The following is a 16,203-nucleotide window of genomic DNA, read 5'->3' on the forward strand; positions in this document are numbered from 1 at the left end:
CTGCCGCCAACCGGAACGATCCCACGTGAGTTTCAGACAGCCCCTACTCGCTCTGCTGCTACTCGCCTCGTTCCTGGGCGGTTGTGCGTCCCTCGACGTACCGCGCGAACCAAGCCAGGCCTTGCCGGCCTCCGACTCCGCTTTCGGCCGTTCGATCCTGGCCCAGGCGGCGCCCTACAAGGGCCAGTCCGGCTTTCGCCTGCTGTCCAACAGTACCGAAGCCTTTACCGCCCGCGCCGAGCTGATCCGCAACGCTCAACGCAGCCTCGATTTGCAGTACTACATCGTCCATGACGGCATCAGCACCCGAATGCTGGTGGAAGAATTGTTGAAGGCTGCCGACCGTGGCGTGCGGGTGCGGATCCTGCTGGACGACACCACCAGCGACGGTCTCGACCTCATCATCGCCACCCTGGCGGCGCATCCACAGATCCAGATCCGTCTGTTCAATCCGCTGCACCTGGGGCGCAGCACCGGCGTGACCCGTGCGGCCGGGCGGCTGTTCAACCTGTCGCTGCAACATCGGCGCATGCACAACAAGTTGTGGCTGGCGGACAACAGTGTGGCCATCGTCGGCGGGCGCAATCTGGGCGATGAATACTTCGATGCCGAGCCCAACCTGAACTTCACCGACATCGACATGCTCAGTGTCGGGCCGGTCGCCGAACAGCTCGGGCACAGTTTCGACCAGTACTGGAACAGTGCCCTGAGCAAGCCGATCGACGAATTCCTCTCCAGCAAACCCACGGCCAAAGACCTGCAGAACACCCGCACGCGCCTGGAAGAATCCCTGGAAGAGACCCGCAAACAGAATCACGCGCTGTATCAGCAGTTGATGACTTACCGCACCGCTCCGCGCATGGACGTCTGGCGCCGGGAGCTGATCTGGGCCTGGAATCAGGCGTTGTGGGATGCGCCGAGCAAGGTGCTGGCCAAGGGCGAGCCCGATTCGCAGCTGCTGCTGACCACACAACTGGCGCCGGAGCTCACCGGTGTCAGCAAAGAACTGGTGATGATTTCTGCCTATTTCGTGCCGGGACAACCGGGGCTGGTCTACCTGACCGGCCGCGCCGATGCGGGCGTGTCGGTAAGCCTGCTGACCAACTCGCTGGAAGCCACCGACGTGCCGGCGGTGCACGGCGGTTATGCGCCGTATCGCAAGGCGTTGCTGGAACATGGCGTGAAGCTGTTTGAGCTGCGGCGCCAGCCTGGGGATAACGATGGCAGCGGCCCGCACCTGTTTTACAGCAAGTCCTATCGCGGCTCGGATTCGAGCCTGCACAGCAAGGCGATGATCTTCGACGGCAAAAAATCGTTCATCGGCTCGTTCAATTTCGACCCGCGCTCGGTGCTGTGGAACACCGAAGTCGGCGTGCTGGTGGACAGCCCCGAACTGGCGGCGCACGTGCGCGAACTGGCCTTGCAAGGCATGGCGCCGGCGCTCAGCTACGAAGCGAAACTGCAGGACGGAAAAGTGGTGTGGGTCACCGAGGACAATGGCCAGATGCACACGCTGACCAAGGAGCCCGGCAACTGGTGGCGGCGCTTCAATGCGTGGTTCAGCACCACCGTGGGACTGGAGCGGATGCTGTAGCAACCCGCTCCAGCCGCCTCGTCAAGCGGGCTCCGGCACCTTGCCGAACGCCCCTTGTCGCGACAGCAGAATCACCAGCCCGAACGCGCCGGCCGCCATCAGCCACGGCAACGCATGTCCGCTGATCCACTGGCTGCCCGCGCCCGCCATCAACGGCCCGATCAGACAACCGACACCCCACAGCTGCGCGACATGCGCGTTGGCGCGCACCAGCGCATCATCGCGGTAGCGCTCGCCAATCAAAATCAGCGACAGGGTGAACAGGCCACCCGCACTGGCGCCGAACAGCACCCACAGCGGCCAGATCAGCAAGGTGTCGAGCAGCATCGGAATCGCCAGGCTCGACAGCATCAACACCACGGCGCAGCCGGTGAACAGGGTCCGCCGTGACAGATAATCGGCCAGCGCACCGATCGGCAATTGCAGCAGCGCATCGCCCACCACCACGGTACTGACCATCGCCAGCGCGATTTCAGCGGTGAAGCCCTGTTGCAGGCAATACACCGGCAACAGCGTCAGGATCATCGCTTCGAACGCGGCGAACAAAGACACTGCCCAGGCGATGGCCGGCAGTTCGCGAGCGAAGCCCCACAGATCGCCGAAGGTCACGCTGCTGGCCTCGCTGCTCGGCGCACCGCTGCGGCCCAGCAGCAGAAGCGGCGATACGATCAACAGGCCAACACCGACCCAGAAACCATAATCGTGATCAGTGCCCAGCGCGCCCAACAGCAACGGACCGGACAGTTGGCTCAACGCGTAACTACTGCCGTACAGCGCCACCAGTCGCCCACGCCACTGCTCGACCACCAGTTGATTGATCCAGCTCTCGCCAAGGATGAAGACGATGGTCAGAGCCACGCCGATCATCAGCCGCAGGACCAGCCAGATCGGGTAGCTCGGCAGCAGCGCCAGCAGGCCGATGGACAGCGCCCCTGCCCACAGGCACAGGCGCATCAGGTTCGCCGTGCCGAAGTGCGCGGCCAGATGACTGGAAACCTTCGCCCCCAGCAACACGCCAATGGCCGGCATCGCCGCCATCACGCCAATGGCGAACGAGCCGTAGCCCCAGCCCTCCAGGCGCAACGACACCAGCGGCATGCTGACCCCCAGGGCCAGACCAACACTCAAGACAGACGCCAACACGGCGAAATACGTCGCCCAACGCATGGTCCACGCTCCTGTGGATATTTTTTGTATTCACACAAAACCAATGTGGGAGCGGGCTTGCTCGCGAATGCAGTCTGACAGTCGACATTGATGCTGACTGACACACCGCCTTCGCGAGCAAGCCCGCTCCCACAGGGATCCTTGTACCGTTCGGGAGCCCGCCTCGGCGGGCTCCCTTAGCGATTTACAGCTTGATCCAGGTCGCCTTCAGCTCGGTGTATTTGTCGAACGCGTGCAGCGACTTGTCGCGGCCGTTGCCCGACTGCTTGAAGCCGCCAAACGGTGCGGTCATGTCGCCGCCATCGTACTGATTGACCCACACGCTGCCGGCCCGCAGGGCCTTGGCGGTCAGGTGCGCCTTGGAAATGTCCTGGGTCCACACCGCTGCCGCCAGGCCGTAAGGCGTGTCGTTGGCGATGCTGATCGCTTCCTCGGCGGTATCGAAGGCGATAACCGACAGCACCGGGCCGAAGATCTCTTCCTGGGCAATCTTCATCGCGTTGCTCACGCCGTCGAAAATCGTCGGCTCAACGTAGGTGCCACCGGTTTCCTGAAGAATGCGCTTGCCGCCGGCCACCAGTTTGGCGCCATCGGTGTGGCCCGACTCGATGTAGGACAGCACGGTGTTCATCTGCTGAGTGTCGACCAGCGCGCCAACGTTGGTGGCCGGATCCAGCGGGTTGCCCGGTTTCCAGGTTTTCAGCGCCTCGATCACCATCGGAAGGAATTTGTCCTTGATCGAACGCTCGACCAGCAGACGGGAACCTGCGGTGCAGACTTCGCCCTGGTTGAAGGCGATGGCGCTGGCGGCGGATTCGGCAGCGGCTTGCAGATCCGGCGCATCGGCAAACACGATGTTCGGGCTCTTGCCGCCGGCTTCCAGCCAGACGCGCTTCATGTTCGATTCGCCGGAATAGATCATCAGTTGCTTGGCGATCTTGGTCGAACCGGTGAACACCAAGGTGTCGACGTCGTTATGCAGCGCGAGCGCCTTGCCGACGGTATGGCCGTAGCCCGGCAGCACGTTCAGCACGCCTTTCGGGATGCCGGCCTCGACCGCCAGTTCGGCGATGCGGATGGCGGTCAGCGGAGATTTTTCCGACGGTTTGAGGATCACCGAGTTACCGGTCGACAGCGCCGGCCCGAGTTTCCAGCAGGCCATCATCAGCGGGAAGTTCCACGGCACGATGGCCCCGACCACGCCAACCGGCTCACGGGTTACCAGACCCAGTTGATCGTGCGGGGTAGCGGCGACTTCGTCGTAGATCTTGTCGATCGCTTCACCGCTCCAGCTCAGCGCTTGCGCGGCACCCGGCACGTCGATATACAGCGAATCGCTGATCGGCTTGCCCATGTCGAGGGTTTCGAGCAGGGCCAGTTCTTCGGCATGCTGCTTGAGCAGGCCGGCGAAACGGATCATGGTGGCTTTGCGTTTGGTCGGCGCCAGGCGCGACCAGACGCCGGAGTTGAACGTGGCGCGGGCGTTTTCCACGGCGCGCTGAGCGTCGGCGGCGTCACAGCTGGCAATCTTGCCCAGCAGGCGGCCATCGACCGGGCTGATGCACTCGAAGGTCTCGCCGGAGACGGCATCGGTGTACTCGCCATTGAGGAAGGCGCGGCCTTCGATCTTCAGGTCGCGAGCGCGTTGTTCCCAGTCGGCACGAGTCAGGGTGGTCATTCGAGTGTCCTCCTCTTGTTCAATACGAGCGCCGCGATCGTCGCGGTCGTTCTCGGGAATACTGCCCGGCCAGCCTGCTTTCGGCCCGAGGCATCCGCCACCCTAAACCAGCGGCCGGGGTTGTTTCAATATATTTGACATAAGGCAGTTATAGCGCCTTGCGGCGTTCAATTTAATCAACATAGACTTTGCCCCTTTCAAGCCACCGCGCCGTCATCACGGGAGAAAACAACAATGAACATCCAGAACGTCGTCGACATCAGCCTGACCACAACCGAAGCCGACCGCTATCGCCCGGACCCGGCCAAAGTACTCAAGGGCGATCCCGAGCAGGCGGTGTTCAACCAGTACGACAGCCCATGTGGGCAAATGGGCGTTGGCGTTTGGGAAGGTGCGGTCGGGCAGTGGACGGTGAATTACACCGAACATGAATACTGCGAAATCCTGCAAGGTGTTTCAGTGCTGCGTGACGGTGAAGGCAATGCAAAGACCCTGCGTGTCGGCGACCGCTTCGTGATTCCGGCCGGTTTCCGTGGCACCTGGGAAGTGCTGGAAGCGTGCCGCAAGGTCTATGTGATCTTCGAACAGAAGGCCTGATCCGACACAAGTGGTGACTACACGAGTAAGACGCGTGCAGTGCTTCTGAGTGAAACTTCGCGGCAGCGCTCATACATCGGGCAATTTCCTACCGAGGCAGGATGTCTCGGCAGGACTGACCGGCGAGCGCTCCCAACCGAATGGAACGCAAGGAGGCACCATGCCTGATTTCTGCAATATCAACGCCGCGCAATTTGCTGTCGGCCAAGTCGCCACCCCAGAGACCCTGAGCGCTATCCGCACTGCGGCCGGAGTTCAGAAACATCGACTGGAACGGCCGGAGGACTTGTTCAATCTCCTGCCCAAACCTGACCGGATCAGGGTGCTGGTCAACGATCGCAATGAGATCGATGAACTGATCTGCGGCTGATTGCTAATCGCCAGGCAACAAAAAAGGCCCGTATCGTGAGATACGGGCCTTTTTCGTAAGTCGGGAAAAATCAATTACTTGATTTTGCCTTCCTTGTAGATCACGTGCTTGCGAACAACCGGATCATATTTCTTGATCTCGATTTTGTCCGGGGTAGTACGCTTGTTCTTGTCGGTAGTGTAGAAGTGACCAGTACCGGCGCTCGAGATCAAACGAATCAATTCACGCATGATTAGCTCCCTTAAACCTTGCCGTCGCGACGCAGCTCGGCCAGCACAACGCTGATGCCACGCTTGTCGATGATACGCATGCCTTTGGCGGAAACGCGCAGGCGTACGAAACGTTTCTCTTCTTCAACCCAGAAGCGGTGATGCTGCAGGTTCGGCAGGAAACGACGACGGGTTTTGTTGTTTGCGTGGGAAATGTTGTTCCCAGTCACCGGACCCTTACCGGTAACTTGACATACTCTAGACATGCCTCAGCCCTCTAAAACCACATGCCCAACCCGGCATGGGTTGGCCGCTTAATCTCTAGTCATTGTGGCGCCAGGCGCCGCGATTCTTTAGAGGTCTTACCGGCTACACCTACAAGCGAAGGAACCGGGCCCCTAGAAAAGAGCGCTGCTTTATACCAGAAAGACCACGGAGCAACAACTTTCCGTGCGCAAAGAATGGCTAAAAAGCCGCTTTTCCCGGCCGCAAGCGCCTTGGGCAAAGGCTGCCGGCAATTTTTACCATTCGTCGAAGAAAATCGGCCATGCCCGCAATCGAGACTTTTCCCGCCACCTCTTCCGACAAATCCTTAACCCCGCAGCCCCGAAAATGCAAAAAGGGGATAGTCATTTTCAATCGCGACCACTAGGGTAGGCCTTTTCCAGACTGCACTTGCAGATGGGCCTTCGATCTGTAAAGGAAGCCGACCATGCGCCTCGCTGCCCTCCCCCTGCTCTTCGCCCCGCTGTTACTGAGTCCACTGGCCCAGGCCGCCGCCCTGAGCGTCTGCACCGAGGCCAGCCCCGAGGGCTTCGACGTGGTGCAGTACAACTCGCTGACCACCACCAACGCCTCGGCCGATGTGCTGATGAACCGTCTGGTGGACTTCGACACCGCCAGCGGCAAGGTGGTCCCGAGCCTGGCCGATAGCTGGGAAGTCAGCACCGATGGCCTGACCTACGTGTTCAAGCTGCACCCGCAGGTGAAGTTTCACACGACTGATTACTTCAAGCCGACACGCGAACTGACCGCCGAAGACGTCAAATTCAGCTTCGACCGCATGCTCGACCCGGCCAATCCGTGGCACAAGGTCGCCCAGAGCGGCTTTCCCCATGCTCAGTCGATGCAGTTGCCGAGCCTGATCAAGAAGATCGACGCACTGGATCCGCTGACCGTGCGCTTCACCCTCGATCACCCGGACTCGACGTTCCTCGCGACCCTGAGCATGGGTTTCGCCTCGATTTATTCTGCTGAATACGCCGACAAGCTGTTGAAGGCCGGCGCCACCGACAAGCTCAACAGCCAGCCGGTCGGCACCGGGCCGTTCGTCTTCACCCGGTTCCAGAAAGACGCCTCGATCCGCTACAAGGCCAACCCGGACTACTTCCGCGGCAAACCTGCGGTGGACCCGCTGATCTTCGCCATCACCCCGGACGCTAACGTGCGGCTGCAAAAGCTGCGGCGCAACGAGTGCCAGATTGCCCTGTCGCCAAAACCACTAGACGTACAGGCTGCCAAGCAGGAGCCGACGCTGAAAGTCGAAAAGACTGACGCGTTCATGACTGCTTTCGTAGGCATCAACAGCCAGCATCCGCCGCTGGACAAAGCGGAAGTGCGCCAGGCGATCAACCTCGCCTTCGACAAGGCCAACTACCTGAAAGCCGTGTTCGAGGACACCGCCGAAGCCGCCAACGGCCCGTACCCGCCGAACACCTGGAGCTACGCGAAGAACCTGCCGGGTTACGCCCACGACGTGAACAAGGCCAAGGCCCTGCTGGCCAAGGCCGGATTGAAGGACGGTTTCCAGACCACCATCTGGACGCGCCCGTCCGGCAGCCTGCTCAACCCGAACCCGAGCCTCGGCGCGCAGCTCCTGCAATCGGATCTGGCAGAAATCGGCATTCAAGCGGAAATCCGCGTGATCGAATGGGGCGAACTGATCCGTCGCGCCAAGGCTGGCGAACATGACTTGCTGTTCATGGGCTGGGCCGGCGACAACGGTGACCCGGACAACTTCCTCACGCCGCAGTTTTCCTGCGCGGCGGTCAAATCCGGCACCAACTTCGCCCGCTACTGCAATGCCGACCTGGACAAGCTGATCAGCGCCGGCAAGACCACCAGCGAACAAGGCGTACGCACCAAGCTCTACGAACAGGCGCAGGCGCAGATCCAGCAGCAGGCACTGTGGCTGCCGCTGGCGCATCCGACGGCCTATGCGCTGACGCGTAAGGACGTGCAGGGTTACTCGGTGAGCCCGTTCGGGCGGCAGGATTACTCCAAGGTCACCCTGAAGTAACCCGCCACAACACAAAACCTGTGGGAGCTGGCTTGCCAGCGATAGCGGACTGACAGACAACATTGTGCTGAATGTGCCGCCGTCATCGCTGGCAAGCCAGCTCCCACAGGGTTTTGCATTCTCCCTTCGGAGCTACATCCAGCCACACTCCGCCATCGACAACGGTTCACCATCGCCAACGATGAAGTGATCGAGCACCCGCACGTCGATCAACTCCAAAGCCTTCTGCAAACGCTTGGTCAATAATCGATCAGCCTGACTGGGATCGGAGTTTCCCGACGGATGGTTATGGCACAGGATCACCGCTGCCGCGTTGTTGGCCAGGGAACGCTTCACGACTTCCCGGGGATGCACGGCCGTGTTGTCGATCGAGCCGCGAAACAGCGTCTCGAAAGTCAGCACCTGATGTTTGGAGTCGAGAAACAGGCAACCGAACACCTCGTGCGGCTCGTGGCGCAGCATGGCCTTGAGGTAATCACGCACGACCTGCGGATTTTCCAGCGCCGTTTTCTGGCGCATGCGCTCGGCCAAGTGTCGCCGCCCCATTTCCAGCACGGCCTGCAACTGGGCGAACTTCGCCGGGCCCAGGCCCAGTTGTTCACTGAACGTTGCGAGATCGGCCTCAAGCAAAGCACGCAAGCTGCCGAACTGACTCAACAGATGCCTTGCTACATCCACCGCACTTTTGCCGGATACGCCGGTACGTAGAAAAATCGCCAGCAATTCGGCATCGGAAAGACTTCCCGAGCCCTGTTCCAACAGCTTCTCCCGCGGCCTTTCCGCCGCCGGCCAATCGCGAATACTCATACACCTTCCTTGTCTGTGGGCGCCGCTGTTCCGTAGCGGTCGCTGTGATATCGTAGCCCATCTTTTTTGCGGGCGAATTCACCCTGGGGAGGGGGTTTCGCCACGTATGTCACCAACGAAATGAAAGGCAGACCTATGCAGCGGCTGTATCGGAAACGCATCGTTCTGGGCGTCGGCGGCGGCATTGCTGCCTACAAGAGCGCCGACCTTGTGCGCCGCCTGATCGATCAGGGCGCCGAAGTGCGCGTGGTCATGACCCGTGGCGGCAGCGAATTCATCACCCCGTTGACCATGCAGGCGTTGTCCGGTCACCCGGTTCACCTGGACTTGCTCGACCCGGCCGCCGAAGCGGCGATGGGCCACATCGAACTGGCCAAATGGGCCGATCTGGTGCTGATCGCCCCGGCCACCGCCGACCTGCTCGCCCGTCTGGCCCAAGGCATTGCCAACGATTTGCTGACCACCCTGGTGCTGGCCACCGACGCGGTCGTAGCGGTCGCCCCGGCCATGAACCAGGCCATGTGGCGCGACCCGGCGACCCAGGCCAACCTGCAACTTCTTGAAAGCCGTGGCCTGAAGACCTTCGGCCCGGCCTCGGGCAGCCAGGCCTGCGGCGACGTCGGCATGGGCCGCATGATGGAAGCCACCGACCTGGCCCAGCTCGCGGCGGACTGCTTCCAGCGTCAGGCATTGACCGGCAAGCACGTGGTGATCACCGCCGGCCCGACCCAGGAAAACATCGACCCGGTGCGCTACATCACCAACCACAGCTCCGGAAAAATGGGCTTCGCCCTGGCCGAAGCGGCAGTGGAGGCCGGCGCCCGCGTGACCCTGATCAGCGGCCCGGTGCACCTGCCGACGCCGGATCGTGTGACCCGTATCGACGTGGTCAGCGCCCGGGACATGCTCGCCGCGTGCGAAGCCGCGATTCCTTGCGACATCTTCATCGCCTCGGCGGCGGTGGCGGACTACCGCCCGGAAGTCGTCGCCCCGCAAAAATTGAAGAAAGACCCTACGAGCGGCGACGGCTTCGTCCTGCAAATGGTGCGCAACCCGGACATCCTGGCCACCATCGCGACCCGTCCCGACCGTCCGTTCAGTGTCGGCTTCGCCGCCGAGACCGAACACCTGCTCGACTACGCTGCACGCAAGCTGAAGGACAAGAATCTCGATCTGATCGTCGCCAACGACGTCGCCAACCCGAGCATCGGTTTCAACAGCGAAGAAAACGCCTGCAGCGTCATCGACCGTGCGCTGCACGCCACGCTTTTCGCCCAGACCAGCAAGAGCAAGATCGCTCGCCAACTGGTCACTTTTATCGCCGAACGTCTGAACCAGGTTTAATTTACATGCACGCTTTGCAAGCCAAGATCCTCGACCCACGCATCGGTACCGAATTCCCGCTGCCGCAATACGCCACACCGGGCTCCGCCGGCCTCGACCTGCGCGCCATGCTGCAAGAGGACATCGTGATCAAACCGGGTGAAACGGTGCTGATCCCCACCGGTCTGTCGGTCTACATCGGCGACCCGAACCTCGCCGCGCTGATCCTGCCGCGCTCGGGCATGGGCCATAAGCACGGCATCGTGCTGGGCAACCTCGTCGGCCTGATCGACTCCGACTACCAGGGCCCGCTGATGGTCTCCTGCTGGAACCGTGGCCAGACCGAATTCACCATGCCGGTCGGCGAGCGCCTGGCGCAGCTGGTGCTGGTGCCGGTGGTTCAGGCGCACTTCGAAATGGTTGAAGAGTTCGTCGAAACCGAACGCGGCGCTGGCGGTTTCGGCCATTCCGGCACCAAGTGATTGGTTTTGTGACGAGGGAGCCTGCTCCTTCGCCATAAAAATACGCAGATTCATCTGCAAGCTTTACCGCTGAAAATCAAGGCATTGGCAGGCCAAAGCCACGCCGTACAAGGCGTCATGGCCCTTTCACACCACGAACTCTCTGTGAAAACCGCCGTCATACCCTTCAGTTTGAGCTTGCCGTCGAATAGTCGTCGGTGTGTCCAGCCACTTTCGAGATGGAGCATTTTCGCAGATGAGCACCCCCGCCCAAGTCGCCCCGAAGCTTCCCGACAGCATCTTCCGCGCCTATGACATTCGCGGCACCGTGCCGGAATTCCTCAATGGCGAAACCGCCTACTGGATCGGTCGCGCCATCGGTTCCCAGAGCCTGGCCCAGGGCGAACCGAACGTGTCCGTCGGCCGTGACGGCCGCCTGTCCGGTCCGGAACTGGTTGCCGAACTGATCCGCGGTATCGCCGAAAGCGGCTGCCATGTCAGCGACGTCGGCCTGGTGCCGACCCCGGCGCTGTACTACGCCGCCAACGTGCTGGCCGGCAAATCCGGCGTGATGCTCACCGGCAGTCACAACCCGTCGAACTACAACGGCTTCAAGATCGTGATCGCCGGCGACACCCTCGCCAATGAACAGATTCAGGTTTTGCATGAGCGTATCAAGACCGGCAACCTGAGCAGTGGCACGGGCAGCGTGACCCAGGTCGAAATCCTCGACCGCTACACCACCGAAATCGTCCAGGACATCAAACTGGCCCGGCGCCTGAAAGTCGTGGTCGACTGCGGCAACGGCGCGGCCGGCGTGATCGCCCCGCAACTGATCGAAGCACTGAACTGCGAAGTCATCCCGCTGTTCTGCGAAGTCGACGGCAACTTCCCGAACCACCACCCGGACCCGGGCAAGCCTGAGAACCTCGTCGACCTGATCGCCAAGGTCAAGGAAACCAACGCCGACATCGGCCTGGCCTTCGACGGTGACGGTGACCGCGTCGGCGTGGTGACCAACACCGGCACCATTGTGTTCCCGGATCGCCTGCTTATGCTGTTCGCCCGTGACGTGGTGGCGCGCAACCCGGACGCGGAGATCATCTTCGACGTCAAATGCACCCGTCGCCTGATCCCGCTGATCAAGGAATATGGCGGCCGGCCGCTAATGTGGAAGACCGGTCACTCGTTGATCAAAAAGAAAATGAAACAGTCCGGCGCACTGCTGGCCGGCGAAATGAGCGGGCACATTTTCTTCAAGGAGCGCTGGTTCGGTTTCGACGACGGCATTTACAGCGCCGCACGGCTGCTGGAAATCCTCAGCAAGGAAAAATCTTCGGCCGAGGAGCTGTTCGCGACCTTCCCGAACGATATTTCCACGCCGGAAATCAATATCCATGTGACCGAAGAGAGCAAATTCAGCATCATTGATGCACTGCACGATGCGCAGTGGGGCCCAGGCGCCGACCTGACCACCATTGACGGCGTGCGGGTCGACTACGCCAAAGGCTGGGGCCTGGTGCGCGCGTCCAACACCACACCGGTGCTGGTGCTGCGCTTCGAGGCCGATGACGAGGCTGAATTGCAGCGCATCAAGGCTGTGTTCCATGCCCAACTGAAACGCGTTGCACCTGATCTCCAACTACCGTTCTGATTGCTGATTCACCCGGAGCCCTGAATGACCCTCGAACGCGATGCCGCCGCCAACACTGCCAAGGTCCTGTCCGAAGCGCTGCCTTACATCCGCCGATACGTCGGCAAGACCCTGGTGATCAAATACGGCGGCAACGCGATGGAAAGCGAGGAGCTGAAAACCGGCTTCGCCCGCGACATCGTGCTGATGAAGGCCGTGGGCATCAACCCGGTGGTCGTGCACGGCGGTGGCCCGCAGATCGGTGATCTGCTCAAGCGCCTGTCGATCGAAAGCCACTTCGTCGACGGCATGCGCGTCACCGACGCCGCGACCATGGACGTAGTGGAGATGGTCCTGGGCGGTCAGGTCAACAAAAGCATCGTCAACCTGATCAACCGTCACGGCGGCAGCGCCATCGGCCTGACCGGTAAAGACGCCGGGCTGATTCGTGCGAAGAAGCTCACCGTCACCCGCCAGACCCCGGAGATGACCCAGCCGGAAATCATCGACATCGGCCATGTGGGCGAGGTTGTCGGGATCAACACCGAACTGCTGAACCTGCTGGTCAAAGGCAACTTCATCCCGGTGATCGCGCCGATCGGCGTGGGTGAGAACGGCGAGTCGTACAACATCAACGCTGACCTGGTGGCCGGCAAGGTCGCCGAAGCACTGAAAGCCGAGAAGCTGATGCTGCTGACCAACATCGCCGGCCTGATGGACAAGTCGGGCACCGTGCTGACCGGCCTGAGCACCCAGCAGGTCGACGACCTGATCGCCGACGGCACCATCTACGGCGGCATGCTGCCGAAGATCCGCTGTGCACTGGAAGCGGTTCAGGGCGGCGTGGGCAGCTCGCTGATCATCGACGGCCGTGTACCGAACGCGATCCTGCTGGAAATCTTCACCGATACCGGTGTGGGTACGCTGATCAGCAATCGCAAGCGTCCGTAAGCGCTCGCGCAAACAAAAAGACCCCGCTCAGCCTGGCTGAGCGGGGTCTTTTTTTGCCTGAAGCTGCGATCAGACGCCGAACTGGGCGCGATAGGCTTCAACGGCTGGCAGGTGCTGCTTGAGCTGCGGATCGTCAGCCAGGAATTCCAGCACCTGGTTCAGCGACACGATGCTGATGACCGGGATGCCGAAATCACGCTCGACTTCCTGGATTGCCGACAGCTCGCCGTTACCGCGCTCCTGACGGTTCAGGGCGATCAGCACGCCGGCGGCCTTGGCGCCGTCCTGGGAAGCGATGATCTGCATCACTTCACGGATCGCAGTGCCGGCAGTGATCACGTCGTCGATGATCAGCACATCACCGGTCAGCGGTGCGCCGACCAGGCTGCCGCCCTCGCCGTGGGCCTTGGCTTCCTTGCGGTTGAAGCACCATGGCAAATCACGGTTATGGTGTTCGGCCAGCGCCACGGCAGTGGTTGCCGCCAGCGGGATGCCTTTGTAGGCCGGGCCGAACAGCACGTCGAACGGAATACCGCTCTCGGCGATGGCTGCGGCGTAGAAACGGCCCAGCTGCGCCAGCGCGGAACCCGAGTTGAACAGGCCGGCATTGAAGAAGTAAGGACTGGTGCGCCCGGACTTCAGGGTGAACTCACCGAAGCGCAAAACGCCGCGATCGATGGCAAAACGAATGAAATCGCGCTGATACGCTTGCATGAAAAAAACCCCAAATACCACGGATTTAGCTAATTAGCTTGACGCCGTGTATCATACACGCACGCGATTTTTGGGGCCATTTATGCGGATCATCAGTGTGAACGTCAATGGTATTCAGGCTGCAGTCGAGCGTGGTTTGCTCAGTTGGCTGCAGGCACAGAATGCCGACGTCATCTGCCTGCAGGACACCCGTGCCTCCGCCTTTGAACTGGACGACCCAGCCTTCCAACTGGATGGCTACTTCCTTTATGCCTGCGATGCTGAAGTCCCTGCCCAAGGCGGCGTGGCTTTGTATTCGCGGTTGCAACCGAAGGCTGTCATCAGCGGTCTCGGATTCGAGACGGCCGACCGCTACGGGCGCTACCTGCAAGCAGATTTCGACAAAGTCAGTATTGCCACCTTGCTGCTTCCTTCGGGGATGAACGGCGATGAGGACTTGAACCAGAAGTTCAAGCTCATGGACGACTTCGGCAAGTACCTGGACAAACAGCGGCGCAAACGTCGCGAGTACATTTATTGTGGCTCGCTGTACGTCGCGCAGCAGAAGCTCGACATCAAGAACTGGCGCGACAGCCAGCAATCCCCCGGCTTCCTGGCGCCGGAACGTGCCTGGATGGACGAGATTGTCGGCAACATGGGTTATGTCGACGCCTTGCGCGAAGTCAGCCGCGAAGGCGACCAGTACAGCTGGTGGCCGGACAACGAACAGGCCGAGATGCTGAATCTGGGCTGGCGCTTCGACTACCAGATCCTGACTCCAGGGCTGCGGCGCTTCGTGCGCAGCGCACGCCTGCCGCGTCAGCCTCGGTTCTCACAGCACGCGCCGCTGATCGTCGACTACGACTGGACGCTGACTATCTAAGCGCAGTTTCGTAGTTGAAAAAATGCCCGTATCACAAGATACGGGCATTTTTTTGCCTGCGTTCGAAGTGAAATCGAACTCAGATGACGGCGAAGAAAGGCAGCATCAGATACAGCTTGATCACGATGACATTAATAATGTCGATGAAGAACGCCCCCACCATCGGTACGACCAAAAACGCGATCTGCGAAGGCCCATAGCGTTGCGTAACCACTTGCATGTTAGCGATGGCAGTCGGCGTAGCACCGAGACCAAAACCGCAGTGCCCCGCCGCCAGTACGGCAGCATCGTAGTTACTGCCCATCATCCGGAACGTCACAAAGATCGCGAACAGCGCCATGACCAGCGCCTGTACAGCCAGAATGATGAAGATCGGCAACGCCAACGCCGCCAGATCCCACAATTTGAGCGACATCAGGGCGATCGCCAGAAACAGCGAGAGGCTGACATTCCCCAACACCGAGACTTCACGTTCAAACACCTGATACAACCCCAGCGCTGAAAGACCGTTGCGCAGCACCACGCCCACGAACAGCACGCAAACGAACGTCGGCAATTCGAATGCCGTGCCGTGAAGCAGGCCATTAAGAAGATTACCCGCCAGCAAGCTGACCGCGATCAGAGCCAGGGTTTCGATAAAGGAAAATGGCGTGATCGAGCGCTCTTTGTTCGGCTGCTCGAAGCCCCGTGGCAGGCTTTGCGGCGCCTGGGCGTTGCAGCCAGGCACTTCCACACGCTTGATGAGTAAACGAGCAACCGGACCGCCTATCAGACCACCCAGTACAAGACCGAACGTCGCAGAGGCGATCGCCAGTTCCGAGGCGGAGGCCAGGTCGTATTTCTCATTGAATACCGCGCCCCATGCAGCGCCGGTACCGTGACCGCCCGCCAGGGTAATCGACCCCGTCAGCAGCCCCATCAGCGGATCAAGGCCAAGCACTTTTGCGAGTCCGATACCCATGGCGTTTTGCAGAATCAGAAGGCCGATGACCGCTAACAAGAACATTCCGACTACGCGACCGCCCTTCTTGAGACTGGCGAAATCGGCACTCAGACCGATAGTGGCAAAAAACGCCAGCATGAGCGGTGTCTGCAATGAGGTATCGAAACGAACTTCTATATCGAGCGCTCGCAATACCAGAAGAACCAGCGCAACCAACAAACCACCCGCAACGGGTTCGGGAATATTGAAATTGCGCAGTATACCAACACGGGCAACAAGGCCACGCCCCAGCAGAAGTACGAGTGAAGCGGCCACGAGCGTGCCGTAGAAATCGAGCTGAATCATCTGGATTATTCTTGGCTATATATTCAGAGGCGAACTTTCCCTGGATACGCCTCATGAACCGGCGAACTGTTCAACACCGGAAACACTGGAATTCAAAAGCCTTCGATGGCTTGAACATATCGAAATATTTCTGAAGGAATATAACGTGCGGCAACCATAGCAAGCATAAAGTCATGCTGCCAATGTCCTTCGGCAACATAAAGGCAACGTACTTGTGACTAAAAATGTAAGGCTGATGAATATATTAAAT

At 60.5% G+C, this 16,203-nt stretch carries 15 protein-coding genes and 1 pseudogene; 9 read left to right on the forward strand and 7 right to left on the reverse strand.

The features are described 5' to 3' along the window. The first annotated feature begins 25 nt into the window (after nt 1–25). Nucleotides 26–1,594, forward strand: a complete 1,569-nt coding sequence (locus tag L6D74_RS02155) for a phospholipase D family protein (RefSeq protein ID WP_236187569.1) — start codon at nt 26–28, stop codon at nt 1,592–1,594. A gap of 21 nt (nt 1,595–1,615) precedes the next feature. Here the strand turns inward: L6D74_RS02155 and L6D74_RS02160 are convergent, their stop codons facing one another. Then, entirely contained in the window at nt 1,616–2,761 is a 1,146-nt protein-coding gene (locus L6D74_RS02160) for an MFS transporter (protein WP_236187570.1), read from the reverse strand. 184 nt (nt 2,762–2,945) lie between these two features. Beyond that, nucleotides 2,946–4,439 (reverse strand): aldehyde dehydrogenase, encoded by a 1,494-nt coding sequence (locus L6D74_RS02165; protein ID WP_064600402.1) that lies wholly within the window; start codon nt 4,437–4,439, stop codon nt 2,946–2,948. A 234-nt stretch (nt 4,440–4,673) separates the two neighbouring features. Here L6D74_RS02165 and L6D74_RS02170 point away from each other — a divergent pair, with 234 nt between their 5' ends. Both L6D74_RS02170 and L6D74_RS02175 read left to right on the forward strand, forming a co-directional pair. Next, nucleotides 4,674–5,036: a cupin domain-containing protein gene (locus L6D74_RS02170; RefSeq protein ID WP_236187571.1), complete on the forward strand. Its 363-nt coding sequence runs from the start codon at nt 4,674–4,676 to the stop codon at nt 5,034–5,036. 160 nt (nt 5,037–5,196) lie between these two features. Continuing rightward, nucleotides 5,197–5,406, forward strand: a complete 210-nt coding sequence (locus L6D74_RS02175; RefSeq protein ID WP_064600404.1) for a peptidase inhibitor — start codon at nt 5,197–5,199, stop codon at nt 5,404–5,406. Nucleotides 5,407–5,480: 74 nt separating this feature from the next. Here L6D74_RS02175 and rpmG read toward each other — a convergent pair whose 3' ends face one another. Together rpmG and rpmB are read right to left on the reverse strand one after the other, a co-directional pair. Next, nucleotides 5,481–5,636 carry a 50S ribosomal protein L33 gene (gene rpmG, locus L6D74_RS02180; RefSeq protein ID WP_003177274.1) on the reverse strand — a complete coding sequence of 52 codons (156 nt, stop codon included), beginning with the start codon at nt 5,634–5,636 and terminating at the stop codon, nt 5,481–5,483. Between the two features lie 11 nt (nt 5,637–5,647). After that, nucleotides 5,648–5,881 (reverse strand): 50S ribosomal protein L28, encoded by a 234-nt coding sequence (rpmB, locus tag L6D74_RS02185; protein WP_003177273.1) that lies wholly within the window; start codon nt 5,879–5,881, stop codon nt 5,648–5,650. Between the two features lie 446 nt (nt 5,882–6,327). On the opposite strand from rpmB, the gene L6D74_RS02190 reads away from it, so the two are divergent. Beyond that, nucleotides 6,328–7,914 (forward strand): ABC transporter substrate-binding protein, encoded by a 1,587-nt coding sequence (locus L6D74_RS02190; RefSeq protein WP_064600406.1) that lies wholly within the window; start codon nt 6,328–6,330, stop codon nt 7,912–7,914. Nucleotides 7,915–8,046: 132 nt separating this feature from the next. Here L6D74_RS02190 and radC read toward each other — a convergent pair whose 3' ends face one another. Beyond that, nucleotides 8,047–8,721 carry a RadC family protein gene (gene radC / locus L6D74_RS02195; protein ID WP_064600411.1) on the reverse strand — a complete coding sequence of 225 codons (675 nt, stop codon included), beginning with the start codon at nt 8,719–8,721 and terminating at the stop codon, nt 8,047–8,049. A gap of 135 nt (nt 8,722–8,856) precedes the next feature. Between radC and coaBC the strand changes: the two genes are divergently transcribed. From coaBC to argB, 4 genes and pseudogenes are all read left to right on the forward strand, one after another. Continuing rightward, nucleotides 8,857–10,065: a bifunctional phosphopantothenoylcysteine decarboxylase/phosphopantothenate--cysteine ligase CoaBC gene (gene coaBC, locus L6D74_RS02200; RefSeq protein ID WP_064600412.1), complete on the forward strand. Its 1,209-nt coding sequence runs from the start codon at nt 8,857–8,859 to the stop codon at nt 10,063–10,065. A 5-nt stretch (nt 10,066–10,070) separates the two neighbouring features. Then, nucleotides 10,071–10,526 carry a dUTP diphosphatase gene (gene dut, locus L6D74_RS02205; RefSeq protein WP_007954445.1) on the forward strand — a complete coding sequence of 152 codons (456 nt, stop codon included), beginning with the start codon at nt 10,071–10,073 and terminating at the stop codon, nt 10,524–10,526. 256 nt (nt 10,527–10,782) lie between these two features. Beyond that, nucleotides 10,783–12,159 (forward strand): annotated as a pseudogene (locus L6D74_RS02210) (phosphomannomutase/phosphoglucomutase); the annotation flags it as partial. Nucleotides 12,160–12,183: 24 nt separating this feature from the next. Further along, on the forward strand, nt 12,184–13,089 hold the full coding sequence (gene argB / locus L6D74_RS02215) for an acetylglutamate kinase (RefSeq protein WP_007954443.1): 906 nt from the start codon (nt 12,184–12,186) through the stop codon (nt 13,087–13,089). 69 nt (nt 13,090–13,158) lie between these two features. Here the strand turns inward: argB and pyrE are convergent, their stop codons facing one another. Then, a complete protein-coding gene (pyrE, locus tag L6D74_RS02220) occupies nt 13,159–13,803 on the reverse strand; it encodes an orotate phosphoribosyltransferase (protein ID WP_011336558.1) in 645 nt (214 codons plus the stop codon). Nucleotides 13,804–13,885: 82 nt separating this feature from the next. Between pyrE and L6D74_RS02225 the strand changes: the two genes are divergently transcribed. Next, on the forward strand, nt 13,886–14,665 hold the full coding sequence (locus L6D74_RS02225; protein WP_007920349.1) for an exodeoxyribonuclease III: 780 nt from the start codon (nt 13,886–13,888) through the stop codon (nt 14,663–14,665). A 79-nt stretch (nt 14,666–14,744) separates the two neighbouring features. Here L6D74_RS02225 and gltS read toward each other — a convergent pair whose 3' ends face one another. Next, nucleotides 14,745–15,953, reverse strand: a complete 1,209-nt coding sequence (gene gltS, locus L6D74_RS02230; protein ID WP_236187572.1) for a sodium/glutamate symporter — start codon at nt 15,951–15,953, stop codon at nt 14,745–14,747. Between the last annotated feature and the right edge of the window lie 250 nt (nt 15,954–16,203).

Origin of the sequence: Pseudomonas pharyngis, assembly GCF_021602345.1 — a bacterium.
In the GTDB taxonomy this organism is placed as follows: domain Bacteria; phylum Pseudomonadota; class Gammaproteobacteria; order Pseudomonadales; family Pseudomonadaceae; genus Aquipseudomonas; species Aquipseudomonas pharyngis.